Annotated in this window: 14 protein-coding genes and 2 tRNA genes; 11 read left to right on the top strand and 5 right to left on the bottom strand. The window is 55.9% G+C overall.

Annotation, left to right across the window (positions count from 1 at the left end; translation table 11 throughout):
* Nucleotide 1 precedes the first annotated feature (1 nt).
* Nucleotides 2–2,518, bottom strand: a complete 2,517-nt coding sequence (gene pepN / locus D9V82_RS00535; protein ID WP_121910472.1) for an aminopeptidase N — start codon at nt 2,516–2,518, stop codon at nt 2–4.
* Between the two features lie 98 nt (nt 2,519–2,616).
* On the opposite strand from pepN, the gene D9V82_RS00530 reads away from it, so the two are divergent.
* A complete protein-coding gene (locus D9V82_RS00530) occupies nt 2,617–3,240 on the top strand; it encodes a mycothiol-dependent nitroreductase Rv2466c family protein (RefSeq protein ID WP_121910471.1) in 624 nt (207 codons plus the stop codon).
* Here the strand turns inward: D9V82_RS00530 and D9V82_RS00525 are convergent, their stop codons facing one another.
* Entirely contained in the window at nt 3,241–3,642 is a 402-nt protein-coding gene (locus tag D9V82_RS00525; protein WP_121910470.1) for a hypothetical protein, read from the bottom strand.
* 119 nt (nt 3,643–3,761) lie between these two features.
* Between D9V82_RS00525 and D9V82_RS00520 the strand changes: the two genes are divergently transcribed.
* Nucleotides 3,762–4,241, top strand: a complete 480-nt coding sequence (locus D9V82_RS00520; protein WP_121910673.1) for a ribose-5-phosphate isomerase — start codon at nt 3,762–3,764, stop codon at nt 4,239–4,241.
* A gap of 87 nt (nt 4,242–4,328) precedes the next feature.
* Here D9V82_RS00520 and D9V82_RS00515 read toward each other — a convergent pair whose 3' ends face one another.
* Both D9V82_RS00515 and D9V82_RS00510 read right to left on the bottom strand, forming a co-directional pair.
* Entirely contained in the window at nt 4,329–5,162 is an 834-nt protein-coding gene (locus tag D9V82_RS00515) for an aldo/keto reductase (protein WP_200441754.1), read from the bottom strand.
* 171 nt (nt 5,163–5,333) lie between these two features.
* Nucleotides 5,334–5,405: transfer RNA gene (locus D9V82_RS00510), tRNA-Gly, on the bottom strand.
* A 121-nt stretch (nt 5,406–5,526) separates the two neighbouring features.
* On the opposite strand from D9V82_RS00510, the gene D9V82_RS00505 reads away from it, so the two are divergent.
* From D9V82_RS00505 to clpX, 9 genes are all read left to right on the top strand, one after another.
* Complete coding sequence (locus tag D9V82_RS00505) at nt 5,527–6,339, top strand: DUF1542 domain-containing protein (protein ID WP_121910468.1); 813 nt, start codon at nt 5,527–5,529, stop codon at nt 6,337–6,339.
* Between the two features lie 136 nt (nt 6,340–6,475).
* Nucleotides 6,476–6,549, top strand: a tRNA-Pro gene (locus tag D9V82_RS00500).
* 95 nt (nt 6,550–6,644) lie between these two features.
* On the top strand, nt 6,645–8,000 hold the full coding sequence (gene tig, locus D9V82_RS00495) for a trigger factor (protein ID WP_121910467.1): 1,356 nt from the start codon (nt 6,645–6,647) through the stop codon (nt 7,998–8,000).
* A gap of 216 nt (nt 8,001–8,216) precedes the next feature.
* Nucleotides 8,217–8,801 (top strand): ATP-dependent Clp protease proteolytic subunit, encoded by a 585-nt coding sequence (locus tag D9V82_RS00490; RefSeq protein ID WP_411763115.1) that lies wholly within the window; start codon nt 8,217–8,219, stop codon nt 8,799–8,801.
* 20 nt (nt 8,802–8,821) lie between these two features.
* Nucleotides 8,822–9,445: an ATP-dependent Clp protease proteolytic subunit gene (locus D9V82_RS00485; protein ID WP_121910465.1), complete on the top strand. Its 624-nt coding sequence runs from the start codon at nt 8,822–8,824 to the stop codon at nt 9,443–9,445.
* A 311-nt stretch (nt 9,446–9,756) separates the two neighbouring features.
* Complete coding sequence (locus D9V82_RS00480) at nt 9,757–11,259, top strand: peptide MFS transporter (protein ID WP_121910464.1); 1,503 nt, start codon at nt 9,757–9,759, stop codon at nt 11,257–11,259.
* 317 nt (nt 11,260–11,576) lie between these two features.
* A complete protein-coding gene (locus D9V82_RS12125) occupies nt 11,577–11,729 on the top strand; it encodes a hypothetical protein (protein ID WP_167449698.1) in 153 nt (50 codons plus the stop codon).
* A 32-nt stretch (nt 11,730–11,761) separates the two neighbouring features.
* Entirely contained in the window at nt 11,762–11,983 is a 222-nt protein-coding gene (locus D9V82_RS00475; RefSeq protein WP_121910463.1) for a hypothetical protein, read from the top strand.
* Between the two features lie 1,080 nt (nt 11,984–13,063).
* Nucleotides 13,064–14,359, top strand: a complete 1,296-nt coding sequence (clpX, locus tag D9V82_RS00465) for an ATP-dependent Clp protease ATP-binding subunit ClpX (RefSeq protein WP_121910462.1) — start codon at nt 13,064–13,066, stop codon at nt 14,357–14,359.
* 59 nt (nt 14,360–14,418) lie between these two features.
* Here the strand turns inward: clpX and D9V82_RS00460 are convergent, their stop codons facing one another.
* Nucleotides 14,419–15,177: a TetR/AcrR family transcriptional regulator gene (locus D9V82_RS00460; RefSeq protein ID WP_121910461.1), complete on the bottom strand. Its 759-nt coding sequence runs from the start codon at nt 15,175–15,177 to the stop codon at nt 14,419–14,421.
* Nucleotides 15,178–15,494: the final 317 nt, after the last annotated feature.

The raw sequence follows: 15,494 nt of genomic DNA, 5'->3' as shown, positions 1-15,494 counted from the left end.
GTTAAGCGGCGTCGACCGCGCGGTTGCGCAGGGCACGGGCCACGCGGTCGCGCTGCTCGGTGATAGTGCGACGCAGGCCAGCTGCTAGATCTTTCTGCAGGAAGGCATCGGCGCGATCGAGGCCGTCCTGGGTGATATCCCAGGACGGGAATAATCCGGTCACCGTGGTCAGGCCTACCTCGGAGGACTGGGACTCCCAGATCTTTTCGGCTACCTCGAAGAATTCCGTAGTGGGCAGGAAAGTATCGGAGTGTGGATAAAGTAAGCCCTCCAGTTTGGAGGTGAGCTCGCGGTTGGTGAGATCCCCGGCGACGATTTCTTTCCAGACCACGCGCTTATTGTCAGCGGTGGCAATCGCTGCGCGGGCGCGCAGGGAAGAGTAGTAGCCCGTCGCAGAGTTATCGCGCTTGAGCTGGGCGGCGATAGCGGCTTCGGCATTAGCCAGCGCACCCGCGGCAGCAAGCGCCGCGACAGCGGACCAGCGCAACCCGGCATCATCAGAATCGGCGAGGAGATCGTGCAGGTAGTCGCGGGCCGGTTGGTGCAGCTGAATCCTGGATAGTGCCTGCGTGCAGATGATGGAACGCTGCGCATCGGTGCTGCGGGCGCCATCGACAAGCGCCTGTGCTAAAACCGTACTGTCTTGCGCCCAAGCCGGATCGGCATAGTTCTTCAGCGCCGTAGCAGCCTGCGATACGATGCGCTCCAGGACAGCGAGCTCGGTTTCTGCCCTCATGCCGCGGGCCACCAGTCGGATGAAGTCGCGGGCGCGCATGGTGCCGGCGCGAGTCATCTCCCACGCAGTGGACCAGCACAGGGTACGCGCCATGGGGTCGTCGAATTTCTCAATATTATCCAGCAGGAAGCGCAGGGAGCCGGCGTCCACATCGATGAGGCAGTAGGTTAGATCGTCATCGTTGGGCAGGATGAAGTCGATGTCATTGATGTTGCGGCCGACTAGCTCTGGGATCGTGGTGGCCGGGCCATCCACGTCCATCTCGAGGCGTTCGGTACGCACGACCTTGCCGTCCCGCGTGCCGTACAGGCCGACTGCCACGCGGTGGGTGCGCAGGGTATCGCCGCGCTGGGTAAGCTGCGCCCGGGTAATGGTGCCCTCGTCATCGGTCTCAGTGGCAACCGATAAGGTATTGATGCCCGTCGTCTTCAACCACTGCTGCGCCCAGAAGGATAGATCGCGCCCGGAGGCCTCCTCGAGGTGGCGCAGCAAATCATCAAAGGTGGCATTGCCCCATGCGTGGGCGGCGAAGTGGCGGCGTACACCGGCGAAGAAGTTCTCGCGGCCGACATAAGCCTGCAGCTGCTTGAGCACCGAGGCGCCCTTGGCGTAGGTGATGCCGTCGAAGTTTTGCTCGACGGTTTCGATATCGCTGGCATCGGTGGAAATGGGGTGGGTGGTAGGCAGCTGATCCTGCTGGTATGCCCAGGACTTTTCCACGTTGGCGAAGGTCACCCAGGCGGTATCATATTCGGTTTCTTCCGCCTGCGAGATGGCCGCGGCCCATGTGGCAAAGGATTCGTTGAGCCACAGGTCATTCCACCATTCCATGGTTACGAGGTCACCGAACCACATGTGGGCGAGCTCGTGCAGGATGGTATCGGCGCGGCGCTCATACTTGTAGTGCGTGGCCTGTGAGGTAAACACATATTCATCGCGGATGGTCACGCAACCAGCGTTTTCCATCGCACCAGCGTTGAACTCGGGGACGAAAATCTGGTCGTATTTGCCAAAGGGGTAGGGAAAGCCGAAGTTGCGGTGGTAGAAGTCGAAGCCCTGCTTTGTTTCAGTAAATAGGCGCTCGGCATCGAGAGAATCTGCCAGCGAAGCGCGGCAGTAAATGCCGAGTGGAACCTCGAGCTGCTGGGCTGGCTTGCCCTCGGGGTGTTGGGTAAGTTCGCCGCGCCAGGTATCGGTGACCTCCTGGTACGGACCGGCGCACAGAGCGACCAAATAGGTCGAAAGCGGGTAGTCAATCTCGGAATGGAAGGTATCGCCCTCGCGGGTGACTGAGCCATTGGTGATGATGGTCCACTCGTCCGGAGCTTTACAATGCAGGGAGTAGGTGGCCTTCAAATCCGGCTGGTCGAAGCAGGCAAAAACGCGCTTGGCATCGGCGGTTTCACACTGGGTGTAGAGGTAGACCTCGTTATCGGCAGGGTCTACGAAGCGGTGCAGGCCCTCGCCGGTACGAGAGAAAGGGATTTCAGCGGTGACCTCGAGCGTGTAATCCGCTACTTGCAGCCCAGAGAGGGGGATGCCGTAGGTGGGATCATAGGACTGCGTGGGCAGCGGGTTTCCGTTCAGGCGCACCTCGTGGAGCGTGTCAGCGCGCAGATCGATGAAGGTAGAACCGGCCTCCAGGGTGCTAAAGCGAGCTGTGGTGGTGGACAGAAAGTGGGTATCCGAATGCTTAAGGTCTAAAGTGACATCGTAATGGTCAACTTTGAGCATCTGCGAGCGAACTTTCGCTTCCTCCCACGTGAGGTTTACGGAGGTCATTGCTTAGATTCTCCTTTGCTAACGAAAATAGTGATGCATCAAGGTTAGCAGCGGGTTTACAGTGGTGGGGCCAACTGCACTTATTTCAAGGAGGAATAATGACTACCCCAGTTAAGTTTTGGTTCGATGTTTCCTGCCCATTCGCATGGGCAACGTCGCGCTGGATCAAAGAGGTAGAAAAAGTACGTGATATCGCGGTGGAATTCGAGCCGATGTCCCTGTCCGTTCTTAATGATGGCCGCGATCTCGATTCCGAATACATGAAAATGATGGAGGCCAACTGGGGCCCTGCCCGCGTATTTGCCAAGGTAAAGACCGAGCAGCCTGAAAAGGTAGATGAGCTTTATACCGTCATGGGTACCTTGATTCACGCCAAGGGCAATGACGGCAAGAAGGGCGATGGCGGCTATGACGAGATCATCGCCCAGGCGTTAGAACAGGTTGGCCTCCCCGCAGACTTTGCGGAGGTGGCTCACACCGAAGAATATGACGAGAAGCTGCGCGAGTACCACCACAACGGTATTTCTTCGGTGGGCGATGAGGTAGGCACCCCGGTTATTAAGTTGGGCAATACCGCCTTCTTTGGCCCGGTTATTACCCGAGTTCCCAAGGGTGAGGAAGCCGGTGAGCTTTTTGATGCCTCCGTGCGCCTCGCTCAGTTCCCTTACTTCTTCGAGCTCAAGCGCTCCCGCACGGAGATGCCACAGGTAGAAGAGGACTAGTTATAAGTGCTGCTGGCCCTGTCTGCGGCGCACGGCAGCTGCAAGGCAACACACCGCGATGACCGGCGTGAGTAAAAACGCCGGTAGCCCGGCGATATTGATGATGGGCAGGGTCGTCTGAGCCTGGAATTCTGACCAAGCGGCGGCCACCCACGTGGCCCATGATGCCGCGGTGAGTAGGGATAAGAACCCAATCACCGCGGCCAAACCGCCGAGGCGATTTTTCTTTATTACCCGCTGATTCAGCCACCACAGCCCCAGAACAAGGTGGGTGACAGTGAAAAGTACGGTGTGGATAAGCGGCACGAGGTAGTTCTTAGTGGTTAAGAAAATATTTGCCGCACATAACAGTACCGCGATAGCAAGGACGCTGCCGTAGAGCGCGAGGACGCGAGGGCTCATTTTTTCGTCTTTCTGTGCGGCACATAATCTGCGCTTTAGCTTAACAGTGCCGGATTATGAGCGAAATAGGTTATGCAAAGTGGTGCCTAGAAGGCGGTGGTGCCGGTACTGTAGGGGTTATGCGCGTATATCTTGGAGCTGACCACGCAGGTTTTGAGACCAAAAACCTAATTTCTGAACACCTCACCAAACAAGGCCATGACGTTATCGACTGCGGCGCTCATACCTATGACGCCGAGGATGACTACCCCGCATTCTGTATTGAAGCGGCCCTATGCACTGTCAACGATCCAGGTTCCCTGGGAATCGTGCTAGGCGGATCCGGTAATGGCGAGCAGATTGCCGCCAATAAGGTCAAAGGAGCGCGCTGCGCACTGGCGTGGTCGCCAGAAACCGCGCGCCTGGCCCGCGAGCACAATAATGCGCAGCTTATTGGCATCGGCGGCCGCATGCACTCGCAAAAAGAGGCTCTCGAAATCGTGGATGCCTTCTTGGATCAAGAATGGTCCCGGGCCGAGCGCCACCAGCGTCGCATCGATATCCTCGCCGAATACGAGCGCACCAATATTCCACCTGAGCTGTCTAAGGACCCACGCTAAAACCGCCGGGATCCGTGAATAGACATAAATGAACGCCGCTGGCCTTTGGGCCACGCGGCGTTTTATGTGGTGGTTCTAATAGGCGTACTAGGCGTCGTTCATGTCATTGGGGTGAGGCCCACCGCGGCCATCTTCGCCTTCCTCCAAAGAGGTAATGGCTGCCATTTCCGCATCCGTGAGCTCGAAGTCAAAGACATCAAAGTTTTCTGCAATGCGCGATGGCGTCGAGGACTTGGGAAAGAGAATGACCCCATTTTGCAGGTGCCAGCGGATAATGGCCTGGGCTGGGGAAACTCCGTGCGCCTCGGCGGCTTCAGTCACCTCTGGCGCCTCCAGAATATCGCTCTTGCCCTGTCCCAGCGGGCCCCATGCCTCTATGGCGATGCCGTGGGCGCGACCCGCGTCTAGTTCGCGCCAGCGCTGCAAGTAAGGGTGCAGCTCTACCTGGTTAATCGCGGGGACGACATCTGTGTGCACTTCCAACTGATCTAAGTGCTCAGGCTCGAAGTTGGACACACCAATGGATTTTGCCTTGCCGTTTTTGCGCAGTTCAATGAGCTGTTTCCAGGCCTCCACGTACGTGCCGTTGGCCGGGGTAGGCCAGTGAATGAGGTACAGGTCAACGTAGTCAAGGCCCAGCTTCTGCAAGGATTCATCCAGCGCCGCAGCGGCATCGGTGTGGCGGTCATTCCACAGTTTGGTGGTAATGAAAAGTTCTTCGCGCGGAATACCAGAGTTGGCGATGGCCTTGCCCACGCCTTCCTCATTGCCGTAGATAGCCGCGGTATCGATGTGGCGGTAGCCCACGCGCAGCGCTTCAGCTACGTATTCCTCGGTTTCGGCCGGCTCCATTTGGAAGACGCCAAAGCCAAGTTGGGGGATTGTGTTTCCATCGTTCAAAGTAATCAAGGGTACGGTCATGGACACAAGATTACGCTTTTCTACCCGACGCCCTAATGCGACGAACCTACGCCTGCGGTTGGCGGTGATCGGGTAACGAGATGGAGTGAGACACCGGCAAGCGGTGTTTCGTTAGATCCGAACTAACCCCAGCTGTACATGAGAAAACCCACCGTGTGGTGGGTTAAAGCGAGGGAATGACGGGAATCGAACCCGCGTCTTCAGCTTGGAAGGCTGAGGTATTAGCCACTATACGACATTCCCACAGCGTTACCTTGAACGCTAACGGACACTTTAGCGCATGAGTGGACCAAAACGAAAATAGGGAACATGTGCAGCGGGTACGCCGTTAAAGTAGATAGGACCAATCCCAGTAAAGAAAGCGATGGTCGTTGTGGAACTCCTACTTATTGCAGTTGTCCTCGGTGGTGGCGCGTGGTTTCTATCCTCGCGTAACTCCAAGAAAAGCCAGGAGGAGCAAGAGGCGCAGCAGTTAGCGGATGCCCAGGCGGATGCGCGTCGCTGGATCGAGCGCTTGGGTGGCCAAGTCATGCAAATCTCCGGTACGGATACCGCCTCCCAGCAGGCAATGGCAGATGCATCGGAGCGTTTTACTGCGGCCAATTCCGCTATTTCGCGGGCTACCACGGTCAAGCAGGCGAACCTGGCCCGAGAATCGGCGCTCGAGGGCATGCATTACGTGAATGCGGCCCGCGAGATAATGGACATGACCCCGGGGCCGGAATTGCCGCCACTGGAGGGACAGCGTGCTGCAGGTAAGGTCACCGAAAAGCGCACGGTAGATGCCAATGGCGAGCGGTTGACCGCCTCGCCCTATGCATCTTCTGAAACCCCGAATTTTTACCCCGGCGGAACCGTGGCTGGACGCCCCGTTCCCGCCGGTTGGTATTCCCGTCCGTGGTGGGCAGATGCCTTGCAAACGGGTGTATGGGTGATGGGTTATTCGATGATGTTTAACGCCTTGTTTGCCGGGATGTCCGGCGTTGGTTATTCCGCAGCCGCCGCAGAAAACGGCAATTGGGGTAACGCTGAGGGCGGTGACGGCATGGACGGAGCCGACGGCGGGGGAGACTTTGGAGATGCCGGGCTAGCCGGCGATATGGGCGGCGATGTCGGAGGAGGAGACGCCGGTGACGGCGGTGGTTTCTTTGACGGCATGTTTGATTTTGATTTCTAGGTCAAATAGCCGGAAAATTATGCGATTAACCTGCGCTTACGCCCTTTAATGGCGGGTTGATTTAGGAGATTTAAAATCAACACGCTAAACTGTCTCAAGTATGCAACGCAGCCAAGGCGACTTGGTGGCCTACATACGGGGCGTGGCGCAGTTTGGTAGCGCACCTGCTTTGGGAGCAGGGGGTCGCAGGTTCAAATCCTGTCGCCCCGACGTATGGGGGTCTGAAAATGCCCTAATAAGGTTTTTCAGACCCCTTTTTTATTTTTATGTACGTAGAAAATCAATGAAGCCAGGGAGATTCACTCGTGAAGACCACCGTAGACAAGCTGAGCGATACCCGCGTTAAGCTCACCGTCAACGTTCCGTTTGCGGAGCTAGACCAGGAAATCGATCAAGCTTACGCGGCAATCGCGCAGCAGGTTTCTATTCCAGGTTTCCGTAAAGGTAAGGCCCCGCGCCAGCTGATTGACGCTCGCTTCGGCCGCGGCCCGATTCTGGAGCAAGTTGTCAATGACATGCTACCTTCCCGCTACGAGCAGGCCGTTCAGTCGGAAGAACTGAAGGTCATTGGCCAGCCTGACGTCGATATTTCCAAGATCGAGGACAAGGACTTCGTAGAATTTACTGCCGAGGTGGACGTCCGCCCTGAGTTTGAGGTGCCAGACTTCTCCGAAATCTCCGTCACCGTCCCGGCCATCAAGGCTGATGAAGAAGATGTGGACAAGGCCCTTGAGGATCTAGCAGAGCGCTTCGGCGAGCTAAAGGACACCCAGCGCAAGCTGAAGACCGGTGACTACGCGATCATCGACATTACCGCTGAGGTAGACGGTGAGAAGATCGAGGAGGCTTCCACCGAAGGTCTGTCTTACTCTATTGGTGATGACAACCTCGTTAAAGGTCTGGACACCGCACTGCGTGGCATGAAGACTGGAGAGGATAATGAGTTCACCTCCACCATTCAGTCTGGTGAGCATAAGGACGAGGAGGCTACCTTCAAAGTTCATGTGCAGCAGACCAAGGAGCGCAAGCTGCCAGATATGGATGATGAGTTCGCCCAAATGGCCTCCGAGTATGACACCATTGAGGAGCTGCGCGAAGCTACCAAGAACGAGGTAGAAGAGTCCAAGAAGGCTGAGCAGGCCGGCCAGATCCGCGATGAGGTGCTGAAAGCTGCGCTGGCAGACGTTCACTTTGAGCTCCCTCAGTCCGTCGTTGACGAGCAGGCTCACTCCCAGCTGCACCAGATATTGGGCCAGCTGGCACACGACGAAAAGGCACTGGCTGGGCTACTTGAGGCACAGGGTACCTCGCGTGAAGAGTTTGATAAGCAAACCCGGGAGCAGGCTGAAGAATCTGTACGCACGCAGATCTTCCTGGACGCCGTGGCAGAAAAAGAAGAGCCGGAAGTTTCTCAGCAGGAGTTCTCGGACCATATCCTCTTTACCGCACAGTCTTACGGAATGGACCCGAACCAGTTCCTCCAGCAGCTGCAGTCTAACGGCCAGATTGCTAACCTCTTCTCCGATGTACGCCGTGGCAAGGCATTGGCTGCCGCCATTTGCCGGACCACCGTTAAGGATGAAGAAGGCAACGACGTAGACGTTGACCAGTACTTCGGTGAGGTAGAAGAAGACGACAACGAAGCTACCGACGCGGAGTAAAATTCCTTTGTTAAATCCAGCTTGACTCCTCGCCAAAGTGAGGAGTCAAGCTGGATTTTTCTCATTGTGGGGGTGAAAACGCCTACACAGATGGGTGCAAACGCTGATAGCGAACAGACCCCACAATGATCGTCACTTTAAGTAGTGTGGTGGCATTAGAGATTAACCGTCCTCAAGGAGACTATTCGAATGTCTAAGAAAATTAACCAGCTGGAGATGACCACCCCTGCAGGCTCCGGACTGAACTTGGGTGATAGCGTCTATGAGCGCCTGTTGCACGAGCGCATTATCTTTCTGGGAACCCAGGTGGACGATGAAATTGCGAATAAGCTGTGCGCACAGATCCTGCTGCTTTCCGCAGAGGATCCCACGCGGGATATTTCGCTCTACATCAATTCCCCGGGTGGGTCTGTTACCGCGGGTATGGCCATTTATGACACTATGAAGTACTCGCCCTGCGATATCTCCACCTACGGCATGGGTTTGGCAGCTTCCATGGGCCAATTCCTGCTCTCTGGTGGTACCAAAGGTAAGCGCTACGCGCTGCCGCACGCGCGCATCATGATGCACCAGCCTTCCGCTGGGGTGGGCGGTACCGCTGCGGATATCGCCATTCAGGCCGAGCAATTCGCCCAGACCAAGCGAGAGATGGCCGAGCTCATTGCAGAGCACACCGGTCAGACCTTTGAGCAAATCACCAAGGACTCGGACCGCGACCGCTGGATGACTGCGCAGCAAGCCAAGGACTACGGCATTGTTGACCACGTTATCGAGTCCGTGAACGGCCCACTGAGCAACTAGGGAATAAGGAGAAAATTATTATGAGTAAGTCCCAGATGCCAAGTTCCCGTTACGTACTGCCTTCCTTTATTGAGCAGTCCGCTCAGGGGACGAAGGAGACCAACCCCTACTCCAAGCTCTTTGAAGAGCGCATCATTTTCTTGGGTACTCAGGTCGATGACACCTCTGCTAACGACATTATGGCCCAATTGCTGGTTCTTGAGAGTCAGGATCCGGACCGTGATATCACCATGTACATCAATTCGCCGGGTGGGTCCTTTACTGCCTTAATGGCAATTTATGACACCATGCGCTACGTTCGCCCAGATGTCCAGACAGTGTGTCTAGGTCAGGCTGCGTCCGCCGCTGCAGTGCTGCTTGCCGCTGGGGCACCTGGCAAGCGCGCGGCGTTGCCGAACTCCCGCGTCTTGATCCACCAGCCAGCAACCCAGGGCACCCAGGGTCAGGTTTCGGACCTGGAGATCCAGGCCGCAGAGATCCAGCGTATGCGCACCTTGATGGAAAATACTCTGTCGGAGCATACCGGCCGGACAGCCGAGCAAATCCGCATTGATACCGACCGTGATAAAATCCTGACCGCGGCAGATGCTGTCGAATATGGAATTATCGATACCGTATTTGAGTACCGCAAACTCAATTCTTAAACCCCGGTATGACTCTAAGCACGGTGTGATTGGTTAATCACGTTGGTTCAACCCTTGCGAGGCTGCTTCGAGAGAGGCTCTCGCAAGGATTTTTACTTTTGTGTACGAGTGTTTGAGTTCAGAGGGCAATTGGAGCACTTTCCCTTGGGGGAGGGTGTTGTGTCGGGTATTAGCGGTATGTGAGTATTTACCCCAAACGGGGTGAATCCCCTGAAGAAATATCTGCAGGTCGTTAGGTAGAATTTCCAGTGCGATGTTTGGCGTATTACGCCCAATTTGTGAATTAGGCCTCCGAGTGGTCGTATTATCCTATGAGAAATAATGATCCACAGGCGGGGAAACGCATCCCCGCAACCGCTCCTTCAAACGGGGAGCTCACATTCTTTGGACACCCGTGGGGGCTGGCTAACCTGTTCGGCGTGGAGATGTGGGAGCGATTCAGCTTCTACGGCATGCAGTCCATCGTACTGCTGTACATGTACCACGCCACAACCGATGGCGGCCTAGGCCTCGACCGCGCCGATGCGACCTCGATCGTTGGCGCGTACGGCGGTTTGGTGTACGTGGCGTGCCTGTTAGCATCGTTGGTGGCAGACCGCATCCTCGGTGCGGAGCGCACTCTGTTCTACTCCGCGATCATGGTGATGGCAGGGCACCTGGCTTTGGCCTTCATTCCCGCCGTGACCGGCCTGGCGATCGGTTTGATCCTCATCGCCGTCGGCTCCGGTGGTGTAAAGACCACCGCTTCGGTGGTGCTGGGATCTCTGTATCGGCGTGACGATCCTCGCCGTGACGGCGGCTTTTCGGTCTTCTACATGGGCGTTAATATCGGCGCTCTGTTCGGCCCGCTTCTTACCACCGCATTGTGGGGCTGGAAGGGCTTCCACTGGGGCTTCGGCATCGCTGCCGTCGGTATGGCCCTAGGTCTTATCCAGTACACCCTTATGCGTAAGACCACAATTAAGGATGCGGGTCACGATATTCCGAACCCGGCGAACTCCAAGCAGCGCATGATGGGCCTTGGCGCGATTGTCGTCGTCATTCTCGTTATGGTCATCGGCTTGGGTACCGGAATCATCAAGGTAGAGTGGCTGTCCAATATCGTTACCGTTGTCGCCCTCATCGCCGCTGTGTACTTCTGGATTCAGATGTACACCTCTGATTTGGTGACCCGGAAAGAAAAGAACCGCCTACTGGGCTTCATTCCGCTGTTCATCTCCGGTGTGCTCTTCTTCGGTATTTTCCAGCAGCAATTTACCGTAATGACCATTTACGCCGATGTGCGTCTAGATCGCCAGGTCTTTGGTGTAGAGATCCCCCCGTCACTGGTGCAGGCCATCAACCCGATTTTCATCGTTATCTTCTCTGCAATCTTCGCGGCCATGTGGACGAAGCTTGGTGAGCGTCAGTGGTCCACGCCGGTGAAGTTCGGCGTAGCCAATATCATCATTGGTGTCTCGCTATTCTTCTTCCTGCCTTTTTCCGGCTCGGGCGCGAACTCCACGCCAATGTATGTCATTATCTGGATCCTCTTTTTGTTCAGCATGGGTGAGTTGATGCTTTCCCCCGTGGGTAACTCCTTGGCTACCAAGGTGGCACCAGAGGCTTTCCCATCGCGCATGATGGCCGTCTGGATGATGGCTATCGCCATGGGTACCGCGCTTGCCGGGTCGCTGGCTAGCTTCTACAACCCTGAGGATGCGGCGGCGGAAAACACCTTCTTCGTTTCCTTGGGGGTTGGCTCCATCGCACTGGGTGTCGTCTTGCTCATACTGAGCCGCTGGGTCGTCAAGAAGTTTGCCAACTTCCGTTAAAAGGAAAGTTGAAGCCCCATATCTTGCAAGGGGTGCGGGCGTAGGGCCGACGCACCCCTCTTAATGTTTTGTACCACCGTAGTAAATATTGAAGACAGATCCGGTTTCTTAAAAGTGCTTTTAAGAGAATATTTCCGGAACTTGACTGGCGCCAAGGCTTGGCCGGAAGATTAACTGTAGACAAAATACAGTTGAGTTTTTAGAAATTCAAGGAGCTCGCTTTATTATTGCGGTGTACGCCGATATTGATGCGTGACGAATTACAGCGTCGCAATTGCATTTTTTACATTTGTTGAGAATCAAAAGGCGTCAATGCTGTGACAGTGACTCCCAAGCCGTCGACTTCAGCAATGGTTTTAGCGCACCGCGGATGTGTTGGCAACCTCCAGTTCCCCGGTGCGCTGAAGCAATTAACTGCGGTAGTGATTTCCGCCGCACTTGACCTCATCGGTGTTATCTTGCCCGGGTGATGTCCCAGCACCGGTGACTAAGGGCATCTTCAATGCCAATTTCCTATGCCCTTTCGGGCCCGGCCGCTGAGACGGACGGTCAGGTCTTCCTAGCTCTCGGGGCTTCGGGCGTTGTGATTGCCAGTGCCCACGGTGTATCGGTTTCATCCTTGGTACTGGTCGGTCGGCGCGACGCAGAAGTGTGCTGGGGCGTGGCGATGCGTGTGGTGGCTCGGTTGCTGGCCGGTGTAGCCTTCGACGGCGTTCTACAGTAACCCGCGGGCTGGGCAGACGGTCCTATGGCCAGGTAGCGTGCCCCACAGCGACTTAAAATTCACAGAAATTAGCCGGAAGGGACTTAAACCTTTTAAAGGATGAATCCCAAGTATGGTTGATGCCTATCAATACGGCAATTTTGAGATGTGAGAGAAATGAACACGATGCCGACGTTCCGTGGTTGCATCGGAGACATATTCACCGCTTTCACCATTGGCAGGGGTTTGGATACAGTGCCTTAGAGGAGGCGTTCTTCGTATTCGTTGATGGCCACGAGCCAACTGAGCTAGAAATGCTCGACATCAGGGCATTCTTGCTTGACTTTGGCTGGTTGCAATAAGAGTGGTACGAGATAACCCTGGCAGGCATCGCCCCGGCGCTGCCGGGGTTATCTGCTTGTGTCCTCGTCCTGGGGATCGGCAAGCGCTCGCTCTTCACGCGTGGGCTCACGTGGTGGCAGGACGGCCTTGGGGTTTCGGACAGAAGTTAACGGCCGACAATAATCGGCGTTTGTCCGGCGATATATCCGACCTCGGTAGAGGAAGGTAATGTCGCAGTGTTGCTTCGTATCGTAGGGGAAGACGAGCTGATGCAGCGGAATAGAGCGCGTTTCTTTACCGAAGAAGTCCTGATCTGGTGCTTCCAGGGCTTCCTCCACGACCTTGGACGTGCCGGGGTAGTGATATGAAAAGTGGTCTCCTGCTACTATTCCGTCATCTCTTCCAGCGCGCAATGGGAAAAGACCCCGGCATAGGTACAGACGATGTAGATTGCTCTGTGCGCGGCGCGGGCCTGGAAAATACTTCATTACTGTGGGCAGTTTTGGTGACATCGACGGGGTAAGCAGTGGCGCTGGGGTCCGTGGCAGCGGTGGAAGTAGTGGCGGATCCACATCCACGTTGGGCGTGGTGGGCGGCTAAAAATCTGCGAATTTCGCCACGCGGAGGGAATGAATGTCAACCGCGTCAGGTTGATTTACTAAGCTAGATTTTTGATCAACGAACCGCGGGGATGAAAGTAAGCGAGCCTTCCACCCCACCTGTCAAAGCGGTAAACAAGAGCGAGTGTGAAAGTACTGAATGGCACGTATGCAAGAAAGCGCTGACCTTCTGAAGTGTTCCTTCTGCGGAAAGAGCCAAAAGCAGGTGAAAAAACTCATCGCTGGTGGCGGGGTCTACATATGCGACGAGTGCATTGAGCTCTGCAATGAGATCATTGAAGAAGAGCTTGGACATGAGCAGGCCGAGCAGTCTTCTGAGGCGGAGGTACGCCTGCCCAAGCCTTCGCAGATTTCCTCCTTTTTGGACAAGTATGTCATTGGCCAGGACAAGGCTAAGCGCGTGCTTTCGGTAGCGGTTTATAACCACTACAAGCGCATTAAGGCCGAAGAATCCGCCGCCTTGGATGCGCGGCGGAAGAAGGCCACGGGCGAAGAAGTAGAGATTTCTAAGTCTAATATTTTGATGCTGGGGCCTACTGGTTCCGGTAAAACCTACCTGGCGCAGACGTTGGCGCGCCTGCTGGATGTGCCTTTCGCGATTGCGGATGCCACCAGCTTGACCGAGGCCGGCTATGTAGGCGAGGACGTGGAAAACATCCTCTTGAAGTTGCTGCAGGCAGCGGACTTTGATGTGGAGCGCGCCCAGCGCGGTATTATCTACGTCGACGAGGTGGATAAGATTTCCCGTAAATCCGAAAATCCCTCCATTACCCGCGATGTCTCCGGTGAGGGCGTGCAGCAGGCGTTGCTGAAAATCCTGGAGGGAACCGTGGCCGCCATCCCGCCGCAGGGTGGGCGTAAGCACCCGAACCAGGAATTTATCCAGCTAGATACCTCTAACATCCTTTTCATCGTTGCTGGCGCCTTCGCGGGCCTCGACCAGGTGATAGCGGATCGCGTGGGCAAGAAGGGAGTTGGCTTTGGAGCCAAGCTGGGCACCAAAGATGAGCGGGAAAAGGTGGATCTCTTCTCCCAGGTCCGCCCGGAAGACCTTGTGAAGTTCGGCTTGATCCCAGAATTTATCGGCCGCCTGCCCGTGGTGGCTACGGTGGATAACTTGGACCGTGAGGCCCTCGTTAGGGTGCTTACTGAGCCCAAAAACTCGCTAATTAAACAGTATAATCGCCTCTTTGAAATGGATGACTGCGAGCTGGATATCGATGCAGGCGCACTGGACGCTATCGCAGAGCTCGCCCTCGAGCGCAAAACCGGCGCGCGCGGGTTGCGTGCCATCCTGGAAGAACTGCTCGTGCCGGTGATGTTTGAGTTGCCGGATCGGGAAGATATTTCCGCCGTGCGCATCACCGCAGGGTGCGTCACCCAGGGTGCAGAGCCTGAATTTACCTATGAAGATGAGGAAAAGGAATCGGCCTAGCTAACAAGGCGCAGCAGGCAAAGAGGGGGCACACCGGCAAGTAGCTGTTGCCCCTTGTTTTAGGCCTCGCCGTAGATATCTTGCGGGGAGGCCTCATCGTCCTCGTCAGAATCGGAAGACACCAAGTAAGACTCGTGACCGGAATCGGGGATATTGGCGGTAAGAAACGCCAGCACGGTATCGACGGTGAGCCTGTGCATGCCGGTGGTATTTGATTGACTGGACATATCCACACCTAACAGGTTGTCCATCATCGCCTGGTTGGTCACGCGATACGAGGTGAGCGAGGCGATAATGGTGAAAATATCGTTGGTGGAAATGCCCGGGCGGAAGGCACCGGCGTCCTGGCCCAGCAAGAGTAGACGATCTAGATGAAGTGCGACGGCACTAAAATCCGCTACGGGATGAGTGGAAGACCCCACGATGGACTGGGCTGTTTCCCAGGTCATCATGCGAATGGCTTCGGGGTGGTTGACGTATTGCCAGAAAATCCAGTCCACCAGCTTTCGAACGCCCTCGACCGGGACCGCAGAATCGAGTTCCAAGTCTTTTTCGTCGGGTCGAAGGCGCTCGGCTGCAGCACTCAGGGCGCTTAAGTAGAGGCCCTGCTTATCGCCAAAGTGGTAACGAATCATCCGCTTGGACATGCCGGATTCTGCGGCGATGGTATCTAGCTTAGTTTCAGCAAAACCCCGCGCGGAAAACTGCGAAATGGCGATATTCACCACGGCATCGGTGCTGGTGGAATCCGCCCCGTGAGCGTCGGAATCCTCCGCCTGCTCCGCAGCGCGCAGCGGTTCGGTGTGCTCGGTGCTCATAGCAAGTGTCCTATCTATGCTTCGCGGTGCCGATGTGGCGAAAGTGGGTAATGTCTTGGATACTGCACAGACGGCCGCAAGACGGTCCAGTGTGGTAGTGGATAACCGACGTGTAGCTGACCAAAGGTAGTGACTGCATCACTGCTTCGCACTTCCTGGAGGGGGACTGTGCCGCTTCCATCATGCCCGAATGATCCCGCCTTGCGGAAGCACCGTTCCCTTTGGGGGCGTTAATTTGGAGGTAAACGGGGGTAATATCCTGAAATTCGCCGAATTTTCCCTCCGAAAGAGGGGATTAATTTCACAACACGCTACCT

Origin of the sequence: Corynebacterium macginleyi (assembly GCF_003688935.1) — a bacterium.
GTDB classification, from domain to species: domain Bacteria; phylum Actinomycetota; class Actinomycetes; order Mycobacteriales; family Mycobacteriaceae; genus Corynebacterium; species Corynebacterium macginleyi.
This window is presented reverse-complemented; position numbering and strand designations above follow the sequence as displayed.